The following is a 19,889-nucleotide window of genomic DNA, read 5'->3' on the forward strand; positions in this document are numbered from 1 at the left end:
TATGGATCCAATCGTTGCTTTTTTTTGCAAAGATCTTATTCTATTTCCAATTCACACACAACTTTTGAGAATGATCCTTTTTTTACTTAAGTCTGACAATTTTTTCTTGTTTTTTAACAACACTATCTTTTCTAGAGTACGATGTAGTGTAAGGTTAAGACCAATACATAAAAAAATCCTTGAAATATTATTTCAAGGATTTTTTCTGGTATGATTAAAGGTTTACTGTTCAGAATTTTCTTTTGTTGCTTTCTCCTGATCTTCTTTCATCATTTTTTGATCTTCTTCTGTAATTCGTTTATGCTCAGCTGTTATACTTTTATGCTCTTTCTCCATATTTTCATGTTCAGCTTTCATAGACTCGTGTTCCGTTGTCATTTGTTCTAGTGTAATCTCACCAGAAGTATGTTTTGTTTCTAATTCAGCATGTTTTTCTATTAATGCCTTATGTGCTGCAATAAGCTGATCATGTTTGGCTAATAAGGTTTTATGGTTCTTTTCTGTTAATAGGTGAATAGAATCATTTTCAATAGTTTTGTGAGCAGCTTCCATTTGTTGATGATCATCTCTCATAGAACCGTGTTCTGCTTCCATTTTACTATGAGATTCTTCCATTTCAGAATGTTCAGTTACCATCGCTTTATGTTCCGGAGCTTCAGCAGGATTTTGTTTACAGGATACAAATAAAAGAACTGTTGCAATTACTGTTAATTTACTAAATGTTTTCATGATTTTGGTTAATTGGTTTACGATTTAAATCACATGTAAAACTGTTTTTTCACGAAATTATTTCAATATTCCTTTTTAAAATTAAAAAAACTCCGCCTCTTTAACAATCGAATTAATAAAGATTACCACTTTATTAAAAAACAAATTCCTTAAAAGACAAAGTATTAAAGCTTAACTTTTTTCAATTTTATAGAAAAAAATCTCTAATGACTAAAAAATTACTACTTTAGATAAAGTAAAGGGGTTTGAATACTGTACCATGGAAATCAAAAAATCAAGAAATACTGAAAAACAAAACCTGGTAAAGGATATTTTATCCAAAGCGGAACATACTTTAGCCGCAGAGGATATTATGGAGGCGATGCCTGTAAAGGTAAACAAAACAACTATATATAGGATTTTAGATCGTTTTGCGGAGAAAGGAGAAGTTCATTTTATAACTGGCAAAAATGGAAAAGCATATTATGCACTATGTGATGGCTGTGGAACCTCTCATAAAATTCATAATCACATACATTTTGAATGTCAAATATGTAAAGAGGTAACTTGTCAACCCAATACACTACATATCCCAAATTTAGAAGGTTTTACCATTCAAGAGACTCAGTTCTTGGTCATCGGTATCTGTAATAAGTGTAAATAAACTACCTCGATGCAAGCATACGAGGTATTCAATGGAAAATAGTTGTTAAAGTTCTGAAGCAAGCTTCGAGGTATTAGACCTGAGATCCCGCTGAAAAAGCGGGATTAGTTCAACTCTATTTTGAATGCATTGCTATGCAAATTTTCAAAATAGAGTTTCACTAATAAAATGAAACCACCCGCTCTCCAGCTGATGGTTTCGTAACTACACGTCCCAACTTAAAAACAAAGACTATGTCTTTTATCTTACAGCTATAGGATAGTTTTCTCCTCTGTTACTTACAGTACCAGATGTTCTAGGTCCATTTCCTCTGGCGTGCATAATTCCTGCTACGTGAGGTGATGCCATTGAAGTTCCGCTTAATGTAGCATAACCTCCATTCAAATATGTACTTCTTACACTACTACCTGTAGCGATTACATCGACAGGATTCATATTATAATTTGAGAAAGATGAAAACCCTTGACTACAAGTCATGGAAGCCACCGTATAAATATTAGTTCCATTCACACAAGCTGGTTGATAATTCGCCGAGTTAGCACTGCTATTTCCTGCTGCAATTGCAACTCTAGTTCCTGCGTTTGCTAAAGCCAGTAATGCACTTCTGTAAGAAGAATTACTTGCACACCCAGATCCAAAAAATCCTCCTAAACTTAAATTAGCTACATCTCCAGCTAAATCATATGTACCAACGTGATTTATTCCTGATAATATCGTGGCAGTACTACTACTACCATTACATCCAAAAACTCTTACAGGTACTACACTTGCACCTGCAGAAACCCCTACGACACCGATACCATTATTAATTGCCCCAGCTGTTCCGGCTACGTGAGTTCCGTGTCCGTTACAATCATTAGCAGATCCTCCTACAAAAGATCTTGCATAAGTAGTGTTGGTAACTACATTTAGATCTGGATGATCTAAATCGATACCGCTATCAATTACCCAAATCCACTCGTCTTTACCTGCACCATTAGCAGCTCCTCCAGCTCTTGTGATACCACAAGGAGTTTGTTGAGCCATTTTTTGTGATACTTCTCCGGTAATAACCTCTTCTACTTCGAATTTTGGCAATTCCACAACCCGATTATACTCGATTGCGGCTATATTAGGGTCTTTAGATAATTTTTGGAATTCATTATCTCCAAGTTTAATAGCCACCCCAGAAATTTTAGTAGTATAATAATTGAGTATTTTAGACTGATCCAAATCATTTTCTGATAAAATAGTATTCATTCTTTTAATCGATACCTCAGAAATGTCTCGAACTGATTTTGCTTTTTCTTCTCTATTCGTAAAAGATTGTTTTTCTAAAACTTTGGATGCCGGTTCAATTTTAGAATCTTTAAATACTACAATGTACTCACCAGGAATTATTTTCCCTTCTGTACTGGTGGGCTCTATAATGGTTTCTACTGCTCCATCAGAGAGCTTTTCATTTTGACAAGAAGTCATTACTAAAGCTGAAAGTAGTGTGCCTACAGCTAGTTTACCTAAATTTTTCATATTGAGTTTATTTGTGTTAGAGACCAAATGTATAAATTCAAATGAAAAAATCATTATGGCAAAACCATAAGCTAAGTTGCTGACAAACAAAAATTAAGAAGGAATTTGCACTATATTAAAAAACATTATTGCAATTTTGTTGCTTTAGTAAAAACGGCGTATTACTAAGTATTTAACCAGAAAAATCTTTCAATACAAATTTGTAGGAAATTTCCATAATCGAACAATTAATTTGTTAACACATTTTAACATTAATTAACTATTAATTAGCACTTTGTGTAGTTAGCTGAGATGTATTAAGCGCAATCAACTTTATCTACATAAGTAATTTATCTAACATTAGACTTTACAATATCTCACTTAAAGCAACATTGTTGCATTTGATAAATAATGCTATATTTGTTATGATTTAAAAACTTATTCCATTGAGGCTGCCAAATTTTAAAATAGCATAAAGTGTATGATTTTTAATACTCCAGAATCCGGCAATTGTTTGTTTATGATTTGCCCAACGGACAATATAGAAAGTGTTTTAAGACAAACTTGCAGTGGTAAAGCATTTTTCTATACGGCCCTTGGGGCTAATTTTAGGTGGGATATTGATACACAGCAAAGTCTTATTACCTTAATAGAGAATCAAAAAATTACTCAAATTATTTTTATAACAAAATACACGAATATTTTCTATCGAGAAGTACTTGAACCAGAAATTGAACCTTTTTTTAATGTTAGTGAAACATTACTACAAATGGATAGGACATTGCCAGATTATTTCCTAAACCAAAGTCATCCGATTTTAAGAATAATGCTTTTTGCATCTCGCCATTTGCAAAGACAACAGAAGCATATACTAGAAACTTCTATACTTGGAAAAGCCCTAAAACATAATGTGATTATTACACAAAGCTTTGTATATCATCCCAATAATCAAATTTTTTATCCCCCAAGAATAATCGAAAAAAAAGTGCTGCTATATGGTAAATTATCTCCTAACTAGATACTGCTATTATTATCTATTATCCTAAACAAATGATATCCGATTTTATCAAATGCTATTTAAGGATGTACAGTAATAAACTAATTCTTGTCATAAGAAAGATGAAAAATACTTTTAAATATGTATAAACTAATAAAGGTTTATTTAATCTTTTCGATTTTTTTTAGTTCTTGTAATAAGCGAGAAAAAAAAGAAGATTCCGAGGTTATCATTGATCGAAGAAAAATTGATGCAACTTTCAATAAGGATGTATCTAAGTTACTATTAGATCATTTATACGTAGTTGTCGATAGTATTACTTATGAAAAATTGATAAAAAACAACAATTGGAAAAACAAATATGCTTCTATAGACCTAGGGTTACCAGACTTTGCTCCTGTACATTATAAAGCATCTACTTGTTATTTAAGAGGGCATCAGCATTATATCGAAATTTTAAGTCCAAAAAACCGCTATAATGAACCTGTAGGAAAAAGCGGAATTGGTTTCTCTTTAAAAAATAACGACGAGCATTTTCATCTAGGTGTTAAACCTAAATTAAAAGCGACCAAAGATTCATTTCTTTATGCTACCGAAACTGTAGAGATGTCGTTAGGAAATCATAATCAGACTTGGTTTAAGGCTTTTTATACGCCTAGCCCTGGTACATCTTTACATACTTGGTATGGTTTTTACAATCCAGCTTTTTTAGACAACCTTAACGGAAAGAGCCATACCACATACTCGCGCGAAACATTTCTTGAATCGACTTATACTGATCAAAAACTTTTTAACGGAATTAAAGAAATTCACCTAAGTTGTATCCCAGATGATTACCGTCGTGTAACCCAAGAACTAAGGCATTTAGGCTGTAAACTTTTAAGCAAAAATGGAAATACCCTTTCCATAGCTAGTGGTGACATTACAATTAACATAGCACCTTCTAACCAAGTTGGGTACAGTCAAATTACAAAAATAATTTGTCGATTAAATAATAAAGACAACAGTACTACCCAATTAGGGAATATTACCATAACCAATCAAGGAAATGAATCTATATGGAATTTTGATGCACTTCATAGAAATAACCTTTAAAAAAGCATTTAATACTATTTAAAATTAAACAAAATGAACAAAAAAACTCACTATCAAATTATTACAATATTCTTATTACTACTTGCAATTACCTCCTGTAAGCAAGAAAAAAAAGCTGAAGAAACTATCGACGAGCTAGAAGCCGAAATTACTGAAGAAGTAGAAGTAGTGCAACCCAAAATTATATTAGAGAAATTAGAAGGTTCCCCTACTTATGCCAATGCTGCACTTATTTTAGGTACTCCTGATGAAATAGTTGCTAAAAAATCTGGAGGAATGGATTTTTCTTTTAACGTAGAAAATTATGAATTAGGAGCTCAAACTAAAGGCTCAAATGCACAAAAACTAGCGAATTCTGGTAAAGGACAACATATTCATTTTATCCTGAATAATCAGCCATACTCCGCACATTATGAACCAAGTTTCAAAAAAGAAATTCCTGATGGAATTCATCATCTGGTTGCTTTTTTAAGCCGTTCATTCCACGAATCAGTAAAGAATGAAAATTCTGTAGTTGTTCGTAAACTAATAGTTGGAGAAAAACCTGAGGATAAATTAAGCCTTGATATGGAAGCACCAACATTAATTTATAGCAGACCTAAAGGTGAATATTCTGGAAAAGACACAGAGGAAATATTACTAGATTTTTTTGTTCTAAACACAAAACTTTCCAAAGATGGAAATAAAGTTCGAGCTAAAATTAATGATAAAGAATTCACAATCACTGAATGGGTTCCTCACGTTATCAAAGGACTTCCTATGGGAGAGATTACTATTCAATTAGAGTTAATTGATGCATCTGGTAATTTAATTCCAGGGCCATTTAACAAAGTAACTCGAACCGTAACATTAAAAGAATAGAACTTTAAACTAAAAAAAATCAAATCAATGAAAAAACTACCTGTAACTGTATTGAGTGGCTTTCTTGGTGCAGGGAAAACAACGCTTTTAAATCATATTTTACATAACAAAGAAGGATTAAAAGTTGCTGTTATTGTCAATGACATGAGTGAAATCAATATTGATGCACAACTTGTTGAAAGCGAAAACACACTCTCTAGAACAGAAGAAAAACTTGTGGAAATGTCCAATGGATGTATCTGCTGTACCTTAAGAGAAGACCTTATGATAGAGGTAGAAAAGCTAGCCAAAGAACAACGGTTTGATTATTTAATTATAGAAAGTACTGGTATTTCTGAACCTATTCCCGTAGCACAAACTTTTAGTTTCGCTAGTGAAGATGGACAACTGGATTTAAGCCGGTTTAGTTATGTAGATACTATGGTTACCGTTGTAGATGGTTATAATTTTCTAAAGGATTTTTCCAGTCCACAATATTTGACAGATAGAAACCTCACCAATATTGAAGATGATGACCGCACCATTGTAAATCTACTTACGGACCAAGTGGAGTTTGCAAATGTAATTTTGTTGAATAAGGTTGATTTGATAACAGAATCAGAATTAAGAAATTTATATGATATCATCCATAAATTAAACCCAAATGCTCGTGTTATCCCTACTCAAAATTCACAAGTTTCTCTGAAAGAAGTCATTGATACAGGTTTATTTGATTTTGAGGAAGCAGAAACATCAGCAGGATGGATTAGAGAGCTTGAAAATGAACACGTCCCCGAAACCGAAGAATATGGAATTGGTTCTTTTGTTTATAGAAAACGTAAACCCTTTCACCCACAACGATTTTTGGATTTTGCTACCCATCACTTTTCGTCAAATATTATTCGTAGTAAAGGATTGTTTTGGCTTGCCTCTCGACCCGATCAAGCTCTTATTTGGGGTTCCGCAGGTGGGTCGCTCAAAACTGACCCTGCCGGAGTTTGGTGGGCTTCAATGCATTTTAGTGAAAGAATCAGTTACACCTCATTTATAGATAATCAAAAGATGATTGAAGCAGAGTGGGATGTTTCTTTTGGTGACCGTAAAATTGAATTGGTATTTATTGGTCAAAACATCGATGTAAATCTAGTAACTAAGCAGTTAGATGATTGTTTACTCACAGAATTAGAAATTGATCAATGGAAAAATGGAGCGTTTACTGCAAACGATGATTGGCCGATTCCTAATTATCAAGAATCATAAATAACATGAACTTGATGTAAGAATTTAGTTCTAAAAAAAGCCGTCAAATTGAGTGGTTTTTCATAGTGACCTCTCGACTCCGCTCGAGGTGACAGAAGAAAAATTAGCTTGTCCGTCCGCCCTAGGCGGAGTATCGAAATTAGGCTTTTGATTGAAAATTTACTTGTCTTCGATACGATTCGCCTGAGGCAGATCACTGACTGACGTTAATTTTCTTATGTCGAACTCACTTTAAATAGAACAGATAAAAAATTAAATGATTCGAAAGGAACAGTCCGGTTTGTATATAATCTCACCGGGCCTGTTTTCTTTGGAATGATAAAAACATTATTTCAAAAACTATTAGTAGTAAATGAAGTTCATCTATACTGCAATCGTACTTCCTTTAGAAACCTTACTTTTATCGCTATCAAAATAGAAATCTATTCTTCCTAAATATAAACCATAACAACCAACCTGATTTACAAGTACATCTTTATCCTTCCTGTTTTTTACTACTGTTGGTTCTTTAAGAAAGGTATGTGTATGTCCCCCAATGATAAGATCAATGTTTTCTGTAGCTTTGGCAAGATTCAGATCACCTACTTTATTTGGTTCATTTTTGTAATCATATCCTAAATGTGATAAACATATTACTAAATCACACTTTTCTTCATTTTTTAATTTAGCACTCATATCCTGTGCAATCTCTATAGGATCAAGATATTTAGTTTCCTTATATAAATCCCGCATAACGAGTCCTTCTAATGCGATTCCTAAACCAAATACTCCAATCCTAATACCGTCTTTTACCAAAATTTCATAAGGCTTTACAAACGTATCCATTACCGTATTAGAAAAATCATAGTTAGCAGAAACAAATTTAAAACCAGCGTAAGGCATCTGAGCGTGCAACCCTTCAATCCCATTATCAAAATCATGATTACCTATAGTCGCGACATCATATTTAAGCATACTCATTAACTTGAATTCTAGTTCACCTCCATAAAAATTAAAATAAGGAGTTCCTTGAAAAATATCGCCTGCGTCTAACAGCAGGGTATTTGGGTTCTCTTTTCTGATATTTTCAATAATGGTAGCTCTTCTTGCAACACCTCCCTTATTGGAATTCCTGCCTTCTTCAGGACCAAATGGGTCTATATGACTATGCACGTCATTTGTATGTAAAATTGTTATTTTTTTTGCTTGGTTAGCAGAAAAAGATGATAAACTAACTCCTCCAATAGTCACCAAACCTGCAGTTAAAGCTGTATGTTTTACAAATTCTCTTCGTTTCATTTCTATACTTTTTAATTAACTTGTAAAAATCTATCATCAATCTTCGGCGCAATTGTATCTACCTTTTTAAAATAGTCGATCATTGCATTTCGTATTTTATAATTTAACTTATGCGCCTTCTCAGCCTGCTCAAAAAAATACATTTCATCACCTCCATTATATAAATAATCATTAGTTGCAACGAAATAAATCTCTTCATCCATAATTTCTGAATTATTGATCAATGTACTCACAATATTAAAATCTTTATCAACAGTTAATTTTAATCCTGAAATGGGATGTGCTTTTCGAGATTTTTGTAAATAGGCAATCAGTTTTCTGATATGGATACCTTTCATTTCGGCGACTATAATACTGTTTTCAAATGGCATTACCTGATATGCTGTACGTGAAGTAATAGTACCTTTTGGGATTGGTGCTCGTATTCCACCATGGTTTAATAGTACCATATCAATTGTATCTTTAGTCTTTGATATAAAAAAAGGATTGGCTTGTTCTAAAACAATATCTGCCATTAAATTACCTATAGCTGTATTCAAGATTCCATCTTTTTTGGAATATGTCTCTGGTGCATACGCCAAAGCACTATCTAAAGTCTTATTTACATGTACTCTGTATGGTTTTATAAAAGCCTCTATATCCGGGTTGTCAGGAGTAGTATCGTTGATTTCAATTCTTACACCTTGCACTTTTACAATATGTTCCTTTTTTTGACAAGAGGAGAGAACTATTATAAATGTAAGTAAAAAGATACTTTTGCAAATTATATTTTTCATTAGCTGATTATGATTTGTTATGTATAAACTTTAATAATTCTATCTCGATAAGTTAGCAACCAATTTAATATATTTTACTGAACCAATCTACCGGTAGCTTCTTTCAGAATATAATTACAGTGATCCACATCTTCAACATTAAGTTCTAGAACACCTTTAATCTCTACAATCTGATCAGTTTTAAACTTTGGTTTTTGTTTAAAAACAACTTCAACAACACTTTCTGGGCCCGCTCCACCACAAAAAAAACAGGAAGACCTAGGGTTTTTAGAAATCAAATAAAACTCATCTTCCTGAATAGAAAAATCTAAAAAGTACCCTTTAATAATAATTTTGGATCCTTCGTAGGATTTTACGTGGGATCCAAAAGTTGGTTTTAAAAAATACTCTCCATATGCTGCACTATAAAAATTTTGGAAAGTAACATCTGTTAGATCATTCCAGGTCACTTGTTTCTGAGAAAAAAGATCAGATTGCGACCATATCGTAATAATGAATACTAAAAATATTCTACGCATCGGCTAAAATTTTAGAAATATTTAATTTAAATAAAGAATAAGAAGCAAAAATCACAGCAAGTATTGTCATGAAAATCACTATTATTAATATGAGAAACTCCTGCATATTAGGCGAACTGATCTCCAAATGATACTTATATGTATCCGAGGCTAAATTAGAAAACAAAAGAATGCTTACTCTTCCCCAAAACCATCCTAAGACAAATCCAATTAAGGATAAAAAAAGTGCTTCGAGAAAAACTAGTTTTAATAATTGAAAGTTAGTAGCTCCATATGTTCTTAATAAGGCTAGTTCATGTTTTCTTTCTCTTACAGTTTTTATAAGACTAATAAAAATACTTAAACCAGCCACTAGTAGTATTGCCATAGCGATGCCATTTATTGCCTGAAAACCAATACCTAAAAATTTCAATAATCGATCAATTTCGAATTTTGGGAGTGCTGCTTGTAAGGAGCTATCTTTATTTATGGATCTAGAAAGTTGCAATGCCCCAATAGGATTCCTGAAATTCAGCAGTAACGCTGTAATTTCTTTATGTTCTTCCTTGTGTTTTTTATATTCTATATGTTCATTCTCATGTTCATGAACTTTCCAAATACTTTCAAGATTTGTGATAATAAGCTGATCTACCACTGTTCCAGTAGGCGCTAAGATACCGGTCATTACAAAAGGTTTTTCATCGTGAGCCTCTATTTCGTTTTGTATTAACCCATGCGAACTAACAAAAGAACTTCCAATGTTAAGATTTAGCTTTTTGGCTACTTCAGCACCAAATACTGCTTCAAAGTTTTTAGTGTTTAATTTTCCCTCTTTTAAGGTTGCGCCATATTTACGTACATATTCATCTGAAGTTCCCAGAATCCTGTAACCCCTATAATTATCACCGTAAGAAACTAGTATAGCTTCTTTTATCATAGGATTTTTACTTATTCTTAAAGCTTCATCTAGAGATATATTACCCGTTGGATTGTCTATATGTAGGATAGCGGATAACACCAACTGCAGCGGACTCCCTTTTGCACCAATTACCATATCAAATGGTTTGCTATTCTTCTCTAAATGGTGGTTAAGTTGTTTGCTTATTTGTAAAACAAAAGTAGCTAACAAAATGCTTAACGTTAAAAGCAAAATACTAAGCAACGTATTCAAAGGCTTAGAAATTAGATTTTTGAAAGCTAGGTATAACAATTTTATAGAATTATATGTTTGTTGAAATGTAATTTAACTCTTTGATCATGTGTTATAATGACCAAATTACTTTTACAAATTTGCGCCTCTTTTTTCAATAAGGAAATGACCTTTTCGCAATTCTTATCATCTAAGTTAGAGGTAGGTTCATCTGCCAATATGACCTTTGGTTTGTGGATAACCCCAAGAGCAATCGAAAGTCGTTGCCGCTGGCCTTCGCTTAATTCATGAACTTTCTTATTCCTAACTTCGGTTAACTCTAATTGTTCAAGTAATTGTCTTCTTCTGTTTGGATCAGTTGTCTTTTTGGATAGTTTCTCTCGTATCCTCAGGTTTTCTAATAAGGTTAAAGACTTAATAAAATATGTTCTTTGAAAAATTATTCCAATATGTTTTCCTCTAAAATTATTTAGTTGATTTCTTGTGAGTTGGTGTACACAAGTATTACCAATAAACACATTTCCTTTTTTAGGAATTAAGAGACCCGCCATAAGATGCAATAAAGTGGTTTTGCCAACACCTGAAGGACCTAGAATTAACGCATTTTGTTCAAATGACAAATCTATGTCAGGAAAATAAAAAGTATTAGTTTTTGTATTCTGATATGTAAACCTTAACGAGGTTGTTCGGATCATAAAATCATTTTGGTCAAAAATAAATAATTTTATTAACGCAACAAAGTTGCATTTGTAAAATATATACTATCTTTGCCCTCATTAAAATATATACACTTTTATTTTGAACATTTTACACATACGCAGTAACTCCGATACATTAGGTATCATAGCTAGTACTTTATGTTTAGTACACTGCTTAGCGACTCCTTTTTTATTTTTAGCTCATACAGGATTGATAATTTCTGAAGGAACACATCCATTTTGGTGGAAATCTTTAGATTTTATTTTTTTAGGACTATCTTTTATAGCTGTATATAGAACAACACAGACCACTTCTAATCAAAAACTAAAGTATGTTTTTTGGATATGCTGGTCCCTTCTATTCGCAATTGTACTTAATGAAAAGCTTGATTTATTATCACTAGCCGAAGAGTTTATCTACGTTATTGCTATTGTTTTAGCTAGCCTACATTTTTACAATCAAAAGTATTGTAGATGTAACAATAAAGAATGCTGCACAAATTAATTTATCATGAGCACTAGAAATGAAATAGAAATAGAATCCATTGGAGATGCACATATTTCCAGTTCAACAGAAACGCCTTTACGAGCAGATGCTTTTGATACATCTGACGATGATAAGATTAAAAATATAGAACATCATTTTTCGGAAATTATGAAGGAGCTAGGGTTAGATTTAACGGATGATAGTCTTTCTGGAACTCCATATAGAGTGGCTAAGATGTATGTAAAGGAACTCTTTTATGGTTTAAATCCTAAAAACCGTCCAAAAACTTCCATTTTTGAGAATAAATATCAATACAAGAAGATGTTAGTAGAGCAAAACATCAATATTGATTCTTCTTGTGAACATCATTTCCTACCAATTGTAGGTACTGCACATGTAGGGTATATTCCTAAAGGAAAAGTAATTGGATTATCTAAAATTAATAGATTAGTAGATTATTATGCACATCGTCCTCAGGTACAAGAGAGACTTTGTTTACAGATTCTAAAAGACTTGCAGCAAACCTTAGGAACTGAAGATGTTATTGTGATAATACAGGCTAAACACCTTTGTGTTTCTTCAAGAGGAATTAAAGATAAAAGCAGTTTTACTACCACAATAGAATATAGAGGAAAGTTCGTTGAATCCGATACTAGAAAAGAGTTCTTAGAGATTGTAAATAAACCTTTTGATGTATCTTGATTATTGTAAATCATTAAGCAAACAAAATAATGAGATCCAAGCTAACAATACTTCTACTTTTAACTTTTTTAAATTGTTTTCTTTCCTATTCTCAGAATGGGAGAATTATAGAAAAAGAAAGGTTAATTTTAAGCGATTCAACCATTGCCAAAATTCATAAGGCTGATTCAACAATGATTAAGGCTCTTAAAGAAATTGAGTTTTTTAGAATCACTTATCTATCCGATTCTCTTAAGATTAAAGGTTTTATAGCTAAACCGATTCAGGAAGGTAGTTTTCCTTGTATTATTTCTAATCGTGGAGGAACTGGCGAATTTGGACAATGGAATGAAACTGGGGTAGGCTTTTTTTTAGGAAAACTTGCTAGCTGGGGATACGTTGTAGTGGCTAGTCAATATAGAGGAAATAGTGGTAGCGAAGGAAAAGAGGAAGTAGGAGGAAAAGACTTAAATGATGTTTTAAATCTCGTACCTACTTTAGATGAAATTGATAATGCAGATACTTCAAGAATAGGTATAGAAGGAGCAAGTAGAGGGGGTATGATGACATATCTTGCGCTCAAAGAGACGTGTCAATTCAAAGCTGCTGTTGTGCTGGCTGGAGCTGCCAATGCTTTTAAAGCACTTGAAAATCGACCGGAATTTGAAAAACATGTATACGAGAAATTCATTCCAAATTATCGTAAGAATAAAGAGAAAGAGCTTACAGCTCGATCAGCAGTATTTTGGGCAGATAAAATGTGCAAAACTACTCCTCTTTTAATAATGCATGGTAGTTCTGATTGGCGTGTTCAAGCTTCAGAGTCACTAGAGTTAGTAAACAAGTTATATGAATATAAACATCCTGTACGTTATATTTTATTCGAAGGGGCAGATCACGGAATAAGAGAATTCCGAAAAGAGTTTTTTGCTCAAACCAAAAGGTTTTTCGATTTTTATGTAAGAGACCTTAATGATTTGCCAAATATGGAATTACATGGAAGGTAATCGATTTATATTTAGGGAAATTAGTAATTAACTTAACAATAAAAACACTTCCATAATTTTTCAAATGTGGCTCGCGTAGCTTGGGTTTACCCAAATAGAGATTGTTAGTTTTCTTCTTTATTATTCTTAAACATACTACAGAGCATTTACCTGTTTTTATAAAAATATGTAAGCTATCATTACGATTGTTGATTGGTTTTTCGGGAATTCGAAAAACAACACTTTTAAAGCACTTAATGACAAGCTATATAAAATATTATTGAAACTCTTTCATTATTCAGAAAAAGTACATCGTTATAAGGGCAAGAATCATACTTTTAAACAGCTTTTAGGCTGAAAATAATGTTTGCTAAAAATTCAATAGTTGTCAATCTCGCTTTTTTAGAAATATCCAAAGAACCCTCTTTAATTCTTTTTCTATCGAAGAGATATAATAGAAGTATTCGATAATACATTACTTTTGAAAAATTATACCTTAATAACAATAAGGTTTTTTATATAATTCCAAATTAATTGGTAAGATTAAATGTTATGAGTGAAGAAAATATAGTAAAGATTAATGAAGTAATAACTCATTATTTTAATACAAACCCATCTGTAGACTGGATTCCTGTAAAAGAAATTATGCCTGCATTAATTGAAGCGGAAGTTTTTAATAAAGACAATAAAAAGGGGTTACCAATTCGTAAAGTATTGCGAAAATTAGATCTGAAATCAGAGCTTGCTAAAATCCCATCTGTACATGCAGAAAGAAGATCCGATACCATCTATTGGTATTTGATAAGAGCTGGTAAGAAGTATGAACCAAAAGAATTAATAAGTCCAGTCACTAAAAAAGAACAAAATCTACACGCTATTCAAAATAGCGATGAGTATTATTTAGTAAATCTATGTGATGAGTTGTTACAACAAAAAGCGTCAAGAAAACATACTTTTGATACCTTAGTAGGAAATCTCCACAAAAGAGGAAAAGGAAGAACAAAACTCCCTTTAGACGCCTATTATGAAGACTTAAAATTAGTTCTTGAGTTTTTTAGAAAAAATGAGGATACTGATGAGTTGGATGAGAAAGAAAAAGCACGTAAGGCCCAAATAAAATATTATAACCAGTTAAAAAGGAAAGCCATTCTTACTAAAAAACTACGCTTAATTGAGATTAACTACGCCTTGTTTGAGTGTAATGATGCAAACAAATTGTTTAGAAATACGGAAAAGGATAGATTGGTTCTAAAAGATATTTTAAAAGATTTCGTATAGAATCAAAAACTTTAGTAGTTTTCGGGCTATACCCAAAGTAAAGTTAATTAGATATGCTTATTTGCTATCACCAAACAGCTTATGTAATAGGTTTTATGGAATGATATGATACTTTTACACTAAAATTAATTACTATCCAGTACCTCTATTATTGGTATTAGCCCCATTAATCTAAGTATGATTTCATTTACATTTAACCCCATAAAGATTAGTGTAGAAATTAAGAAGAAAGTTACCCATTAGAAAGGCTACAAAGACTAACTCCAGAAATTCTTTCATCTTTTGATTTAGTATGCTACCAATTCTTTTGCAACAACTCATTTATTCGACTCCCAATTGAAAAAAGTTAAATTATTGCTACTTTAGCAATACGTGTACACCCTTCAAAAAATTCATTAAATGGCCACTTCAGTTGCTATAGTTTCGGGAATTGGTGCAATTCAGAGTATATTATTTGCCCTATTAATTTTTATAAAAAAAGAGAGAAACAAATCAGATTGGATATTGATGATATGGTTTCTTGTATTCTCAATTCATTTATCATTAAAACTAAGTATTGGGTTTTATGAAGTTACCGTTATAGATATTTTAATAATGACCATTAGTTTCTTGCATGGTCCACTTTTTTTATTCTATTCAAATTCAATTCTTGGAGGGCATTTTACGAAAAAGAGTCTTTTACATTTCGTTCCATTTTTATTCTTTTTTATAGGATGTTTTTATGTAGAAGATATTCACGAACCTAATTGGGAAGTGATACTTCTTATTGTGAAATTAATTTCATTAATTTTTTATCCTTCTTTTATATTGTATCATTTCAAGAGTAAAATTAGATTTTTAAAATCCAAGACTTCTAACAGCTCAGTTTTAGAATATTTCTGGATTAAAACCGCTGCTATTATCTTCTTAATCAGCATGGGAGTTAGTATGATACGACTTGTCACAGAACTGAATGTAGGTGTATCATATTTTGAGTTTATAGATGTACTTCGTTATACTGTTTTAGTAATGATAATTGGTTTTTATGGGTTGAAGTATGGAACTATTTATAAACCGGAAGAAGTATCTGAACATCTAAGTTCAAATAAAGGAAAATATAAACACAGTCCATTAAAGACGAATGAAATTAATAACATTCGCCGCCTAATCAATCAATACTTTAAAGAAAACAAATCATATTTAAATTCTGATTTTTCTTTGACAAAGCTATCCAGATCAATAGACATTCGTAAGCATCACTTATCTCAGGTAATAAATGCTGAAATGAAAACTACTTTTTATGATTTGGTAAACACTAAAAGAATTGAATATGCCGCTCATAAAATTAGAGAAGGAGAAAGCTCTTATTTGACCATGGAAGGTTTAGGTTATGATTGTGGATTTAACTCTAAGTCAGTGTTTTTTTATCATTTCAAAAAACAAACAGGAAAAACACCTGGGCAGTATAAGAAAGAAATGAGTACGAATTAATTAATACCTTCTAATACATCATTTAAAACTTCAATATTTGTTTGACAGCAATAAATAATATTACTGTTAATAGAAACTCGATATTTTCTTTTTTTGAAAATTATGTCTAAATATTTACCTAAGAAATATCTAAGGGATTCAAAAATATCGGATAGATAAACGTATACGCGATAGTATTGTTTATTCTTAATTACATAATGTAAAAAGAGAAGTTAATAATGATTATAGAATTTAAGAACTCATTAAAATAAACCCCTTCAATATTATAAGTAAATGAATAAAAGAGAATTTATTAAAACATTTGCGTCAGCTTCTGCATTAACCTTGGTTAATCCAATAGAGGTCTTGGCGGGCAAAACAATTAGTAGTATAAATAAAAATGTACTCATACTAGGTGGAAGAGGCTTTATAGGTCCTAGCATAGTGCAGGTTTTTTTAAAGGCTGGTTATAACGTAACTTTATTAAATAGAGGGAAAACCAATCCGACACTTTTTAATAATCTACCAATTATTATATGTGATAGAGAAAAAGAAGATAAGAAAGGTCTCAAGAGTATTGATAAAAAGTACAGAGAAACCCATTGGGATATCGTGGTAGATACATGGCAGAAATCTCCAAAAGCAGTTGCCGATTTTCTGGATGAATTTAAAGGACGTATTGGTCATTATCATTACATATCAACCGTTTCTGTGTATGATACATGGGACAAGAAATTTATTGAGGAAACAGAACCTCTAAATCCGCTCCCTAAATTTCCTAAAACGATAGGTGAAGATTTTAGATATGCCATAAGAAAAACGTTTTCTGAGGAAGCTATACGCGAAAGAGTGAATAACTATACCATATATAGATCTCATGGAATGAAAGATTTTAGGACAACCAGACCACTTGACCCCAATTCTGAACCTTTTTGGCCTGTAAGGTTTTATAGAGGAGGAGAGATACTTTTACCAAATGTGCAGGATCATCATATTCAGGTAACAGATGTTCAAAGTCTGTCAAACTTCATTTTGCACTGTTCTAGAACTAAAACTTATGGCGAGTATAATGTAGCCTATCATTCAACACCGTTTAAAGATTTTGTGTCAAGTCTTATTTTAGCTACAGATATGCCAAAAAAATTACATTGGATTGATGGAGATTTCTTAATAGAAAATGAATTATTACCTTATAAAATAGTCCCTTTGTGGAAACCTAAACCGGCAGGATCGTATTATTTTAATGTTCAAAAAGCTATAGGAGCTGGTCTAGTTAACAGACCTATGGTAGATATGATAACTGATCAATTAAATGGATACAAAAGTAGATATCCAAACGATGATGTTAGATTTGGGGAAGTTATAGATGGTAATAAAATTAAGTATTATTCTATGGATAAGGAGAAATCTATCATTGATAAATGGATTGCCAGACAAAAGTGATATTTTAATGGTGTTTAGCTATATTGCGGATTAAATTGTTATTCAAAAAAGAGGTTGTCAGAAAGGGATTAAAAATACGTGTCCGTACATTGAGCGAAGTCAAAATGTAATCTGTTTTCCAATGGATTAACAGACTTCGACTACGCTCAGTCTTTTATATATTTAGTTTTTCAGATAACCTCTTTTTTGTTTTGCTAAAGTCAATGTTTATAGGAGTTTATTATAAATGAAACTATAAAATCTTTAGCTTTTAAATGATTTGATCCTTGTTTATTCCAATAGTACTATCAGTTTTGTAATTGTATTCCAAATGCCTCTTCAAAACCTTGTGCAATGAAGTCATTAATCGTTTCATCATGATCTCCGGAACCAGTAATTATATTTGTATTTTTAGACTGTAAAAATTCAATTTCTGCAGATGTAAGTCTACCGACTGCCTGATCTGTTTCTCCGTATACATAGGTAATGCTAGATAAGTCATCAAAAGAAGTAAGAAGTTCGGTATATCTATTCATTGCAAATCCGGCAGCTAATCGGTTTAAGTTTCTATCGATAACATCCGTTTCTGGTTCTTGATCCAGAATTGGATTAATTCCGTTTTCGAAATACCCAGCCCTTCCTTCAGAAAAAGCTTCCCATACAATTGCATCCATATCTAACCTACCTGCTATAATCAAATAGTTGTCTGCTACGTCTATCCCTTTTTTTGCGATAAGATCTTGTGTTACGAAAGCTCCAAATGAAATTCCTAAAACATAAACTGTTCTTCCTTGATCTTTAAAATATTTGACAACTTTGTATAAAATTTCTATGCTTTCTACATCAAGATTAATAGCTTGATCAAATGTTATGTTATTACTTTCGAATTGGTCTGAATTTAATGTTTGTGCTTGGTGCACATTTACAGCTAAAAGGTCTGTAGTGTCAAAATTTTGGAAAACCTCATCAACTTCGCCCGTACTAAGTTCAGTGTCAGGACCACTTTGGACATTGACCAGAACAGTAGGAGCATCTTCATCTCCTTTAAAATAAATTAAATCCTTAATTTCTTGTGATATTTCAAGAGGTTCATCAATAACGATAGGATCATCAGAGTCGCAGCTGATGAAAAATAATGATAAAATAAGGACTGTTGTGTACATGCGATAATGCTTCATAATAATTTAAATTTAGATTGTTTGTAATAATTTGATAGGGTACACCTCCATTAAGGTAACCTCCTAAAAATGTAGTAATTGATTAAAATCAAAGGATAGTATCAGGATAGTTTGATGTCCTGATATATCTATAAAAAATATTTGGTAATTGGTTAGAAATCTATAGTAATCGGAGTTAATCCTGCTACACCAAAATTGCCTAGAACTAATTCATCGGTTGCAGTGTTGGTAATATTGCCAACAAGATTGACAGGTAAAAATAAAGAGGATACTTCTGGTTCATTTCCTTGGTTACTAATGACATTACTATAAAACTGAAACGTAGTAAAGTTAATATTACTGATGTCTACGTTTAACGTTTCGCCTTCATTCATACCAGTAATAGAAAGAATTTTTTCTTCCTCTTCATTGATAATTCTGTCATTGGATACGATCAATTCATCAGAAATTATCACCCCATCTTTAAGAATTTCTAAATGAATTAAATAGAAATTTTGTACATCGATTGGACCATTGAAAGTAATTCGAATACTATCCTCGGTTTTTATCATATCCGTAATAGGAATTGGTGGTCTTAAAATTTCCTTTTCTGATATAAGTACAGTTTGATCTTGTAATAGTACTTCTATCCAATAAGTGTTGCCTATAATGGGAGTAATCATCTCTGAAGTAGTATAGATGCCATTATTTACCGTAAACGAATCAGAAACTAACGAGGTGTTATTGGATACATCTCTAGTAAATAAGGATATTTGCGCGTCATTTATAGCGCTAAAAGACGTATCAGTCACTGGAACGGTCTTTTGAACCTGAATAGAAACAAAACCCTCCTCGCTGGTCAATAGCCCAGAAATAAATACCTGCTCTTTAAATTCAAAATCCTGACTAATATCTTCAACACAACTCATGAATGTGAATAATGAAATAAATGTTATGTATATAGGTAGCTTTTTCATG

Annotated in this window: 20 protein-coding genes; 11 read left to right on the forward strand and 9 right to left on the reverse strand. The window is 32.0% G+C overall.

Annotated elements, in window-relative coordinates; genetic code table 11:
* Positions 1–222 precede the first annotated feature (222 nt).
* On the reverse strand, positions 223–729 hold the full coding sequence (locus Q0910_RS14935) for a hypothetical protein (protein ID WP_299218141.1): 507 nt from the start codon (positions 727–729) through the stop codon (positions 223–225).
* Between the two features lie 259 nt (positions 730–988).
* On the opposite strand from Q0910_RS14935, the gene Q0910_RS14940 reads away from it, so the two are divergent.
* A complete protein-coding gene (locus Q0910_RS14940) occupies positions 989–1,372 on the forward strand; it encodes a transcriptional repressor (RefSeq protein ID WP_299218143.1) in 384 nt (127 codons plus the stop codon).
* Positions 1,373–1,612: 240 nt separating this feature from the next.
* Here Q0910_RS14940 and Q0910_RS14945 read toward each other — a convergent pair whose 3' ends face one another.
* Entirely contained in the window at positions 1,613–2,881 is a 1,269-nt protein-coding gene (locus Q0910_RS14945; RefSeq protein ID WP_299218145.1) for a S8 family serine peptidase, read from the reverse strand.
* 460 nt (positions 2,882–3,341) lie between these two features.
* On the opposite strand from Q0910_RS14945, the gene Q0910_RS14950 reads away from it, so the two are divergent.
* From Q0910_RS14950 to Q0910_RS14965, 4 genes are all read left to right on the forward strand, one after another.
* Entirely contained in the window at positions 3,342–3,878 is a 537-nt protein-coding gene (locus tag Q0910_RS14950) for a hypothetical protein (RefSeq protein ID WP_299218148.1), read from the forward strand.
* A 120-nt stretch (positions 3,879–3,998) separates the two neighbouring features.
* Positions 3,999–4,952: a DUF5829 family protein gene (locus Q0910_RS14955; RefSeq protein WP_299218150.1), complete on the forward strand. Its 954-nt coding sequence runs from the start codon at positions 3,999–4,001 to the stop codon at positions 4,950–4,952.
* A gap of 33 nt (positions 4,953–4,985) precedes the next feature.
* Positions 4,986–5,813, forward strand: coding sequence for a hypothetical protein (locus Q0910_RS14960; RefSeq protein WP_299218152.1), 828 nt, complete (start codon positions 4,986–4,988; stop codon positions 5,811–5,813).
* Positions 5,814–5,840: 27 nt separating this feature from the next.
* Entirely contained in the window at positions 5,841–7,052 is a 1,212-nt protein-coding gene (locus tag Q0910_RS14965) for a GTP-binding protein (protein WP_299218153.1), read from the forward strand.
* A 363-nt stretch (positions 7,053–7,415) separates the two neighbouring features.
* Here Q0910_RS14965 and Q0910_RS14970 read toward each other — a convergent pair whose 3' ends face one another.
* From Q0910_RS14970 to Q0910_RS14990, 5 genes are all read right to left on the reverse strand, one after another.
* Positions 7,416–8,330 (reverse strand): metallophosphatase, encoded by a 915-nt coding sequence (locus Q0910_RS14970; protein WP_299218155.1) that lies wholly within the window; start codon positions 8,328–8,330, stop codon positions 7,416–7,418.
* 11 nt (positions 8,331–8,341) lie between these two features.
* Entirely contained in the window at positions 8,342–9,106 is a 765-nt protein-coding gene (locus Q0910_RS14975) for a 5'-nucleotidase C-terminal domain-containing protein (protein ID WP_299218159.1), read from the reverse strand.
* A 74-nt stretch (positions 9,107–9,180) separates the two neighbouring features.
* Entirely contained in the window at positions 9,181–9,624 is a 444-nt protein-coding gene (locus Q0910_RS14980; RefSeq protein WP_299218162.1) for a hypothetical protein, read from the reverse strand.
* Positions 9,617–10,732: an FtsX-like permease family protein gene (locus Q0910_RS14985; protein WP_299218165.1), complete on the reverse strand. Its 1,116-nt coding sequence runs from the start codon at positions 10,730–10,732 to the stop codon at positions 9,617–9,619. The genes Q0910_RS14980 and Q0910_RS14985 overlap by 8 nt, the downstream gene beginning before the upstream one ends.
* Positions 10,733–10,815: 83 nt before the next feature.
* A complete protein-coding gene (locus Q0910_RS14990) occupies positions 10,816–11,448 on the reverse strand; it encodes an ABC transporter ATP-binding protein (protein WP_299218168.1) in 633 nt (210 codons plus the stop codon).
* A 103-nt stretch (positions 11,449–11,551) separates the two neighbouring features.
* Here Q0910_RS14990 and Q0910_RS14995 point away from each other — a divergent pair, with 103 nt between their 5' ends.
* From Q0910_RS14995 to Q0910_RS15020, 6 genes are all read left to right on the forward strand, one after another.
* On the forward strand, positions 11,552–11,956 hold the full coding sequence (locus Q0910_RS14995) for a MerC domain-containing protein (protein WP_299218172.1): 405 nt from the start codon (positions 11,552–11,554) through the stop codon (positions 11,954–11,956).
* 6 nt (positions 11,957–11,962) lie between these two features.
* Positions 11,963–12,640, forward strand: a complete 678-nt coding sequence (gene folE, locus Q0910_RS15000; protein ID WP_299218175.1) for a GTP cyclohydrolase I FolE — start codon at positions 11,963–11,965, stop codon at positions 12,638–12,640.
* Between the two features lie 29 nt (positions 12,641–12,669).
* Positions 12,670–13,626 (forward strand): prolyl oligopeptidase family serine peptidase, encoded by a 957-nt coding sequence (locus Q0910_RS15005; protein ID WP_299218179.1) that lies wholly within the window; start codon positions 12,670–12,672, stop codon positions 13,624–13,626.
* A 531-nt stretch (positions 13,627–14,157) separates the two neighbouring features.
* Positions 14,158–14,883 (forward strand): hypothetical protein, encoded by a 726-nt coding sequence (locus tag Q0910_RS15010; protein ID WP_299218183.1) that lies wholly within the window; start codon positions 14,158–14,160, stop codon positions 14,881–14,883.
* A 399-nt stretch (positions 14,884–15,282) separates the two neighbouring features.
* A complete protein-coding gene (locus Q0910_RS15015) occupies positions 15,283–16,353 on the forward strand; it encodes an AraC family transcriptional regulator (RefSeq protein ID WP_299218186.1) in 1,071 nt (356 codons plus the stop codon).
* A gap of 273 nt (positions 16,354–16,626) precedes the next feature.
* A complete protein-coding gene (locus tag Q0910_RS15020) occupies positions 16,627–17,775 on the forward strand; it encodes an NAD-dependent epimerase/dehydratase family protein (RefSeq protein ID WP_299218189.1) in 1,149 nt (382 codons plus the stop codon).
* Between the two features lie 287 nt (positions 17,776–18,062).
* Here Q0910_RS15020 and Q0910_RS15025 read toward each other — a convergent pair whose 3' ends face one another.
* Positions 18,063–18,932 carry a hypothetical protein gene (locus Q0910_RS15025; protein WP_299218192.1) on the reverse strand — a complete coding sequence of 290 codons (870 nt, stop codon included), beginning with the start codon at positions 18,930–18,932 and terminating at the stop codon, positions 18,063–18,065.
* A 152-nt stretch (positions 18,933–19,084) separates the two neighbouring features.
* A complete protein-coding gene (locus Q0910_RS15030) occupies positions 19,085–19,888 on the reverse strand; it encodes a DUF4249 family protein (protein ID WP_299218194.1) in 804 nt (267 codons plus the stop codon).
* Between the last annotated feature and the right edge of the window lies 1 nt (position 19,889).

The sequence above is a fragment of the uncultured Aquimarina sp. genome (assembly GCF_947495315.1).
Taxonomy (GTDB): domain Bacteria; phylum Bacteroidota; class Bacteroidia; order Flavobacteriales; family Flavobacteriaceae; genus Aquimarina.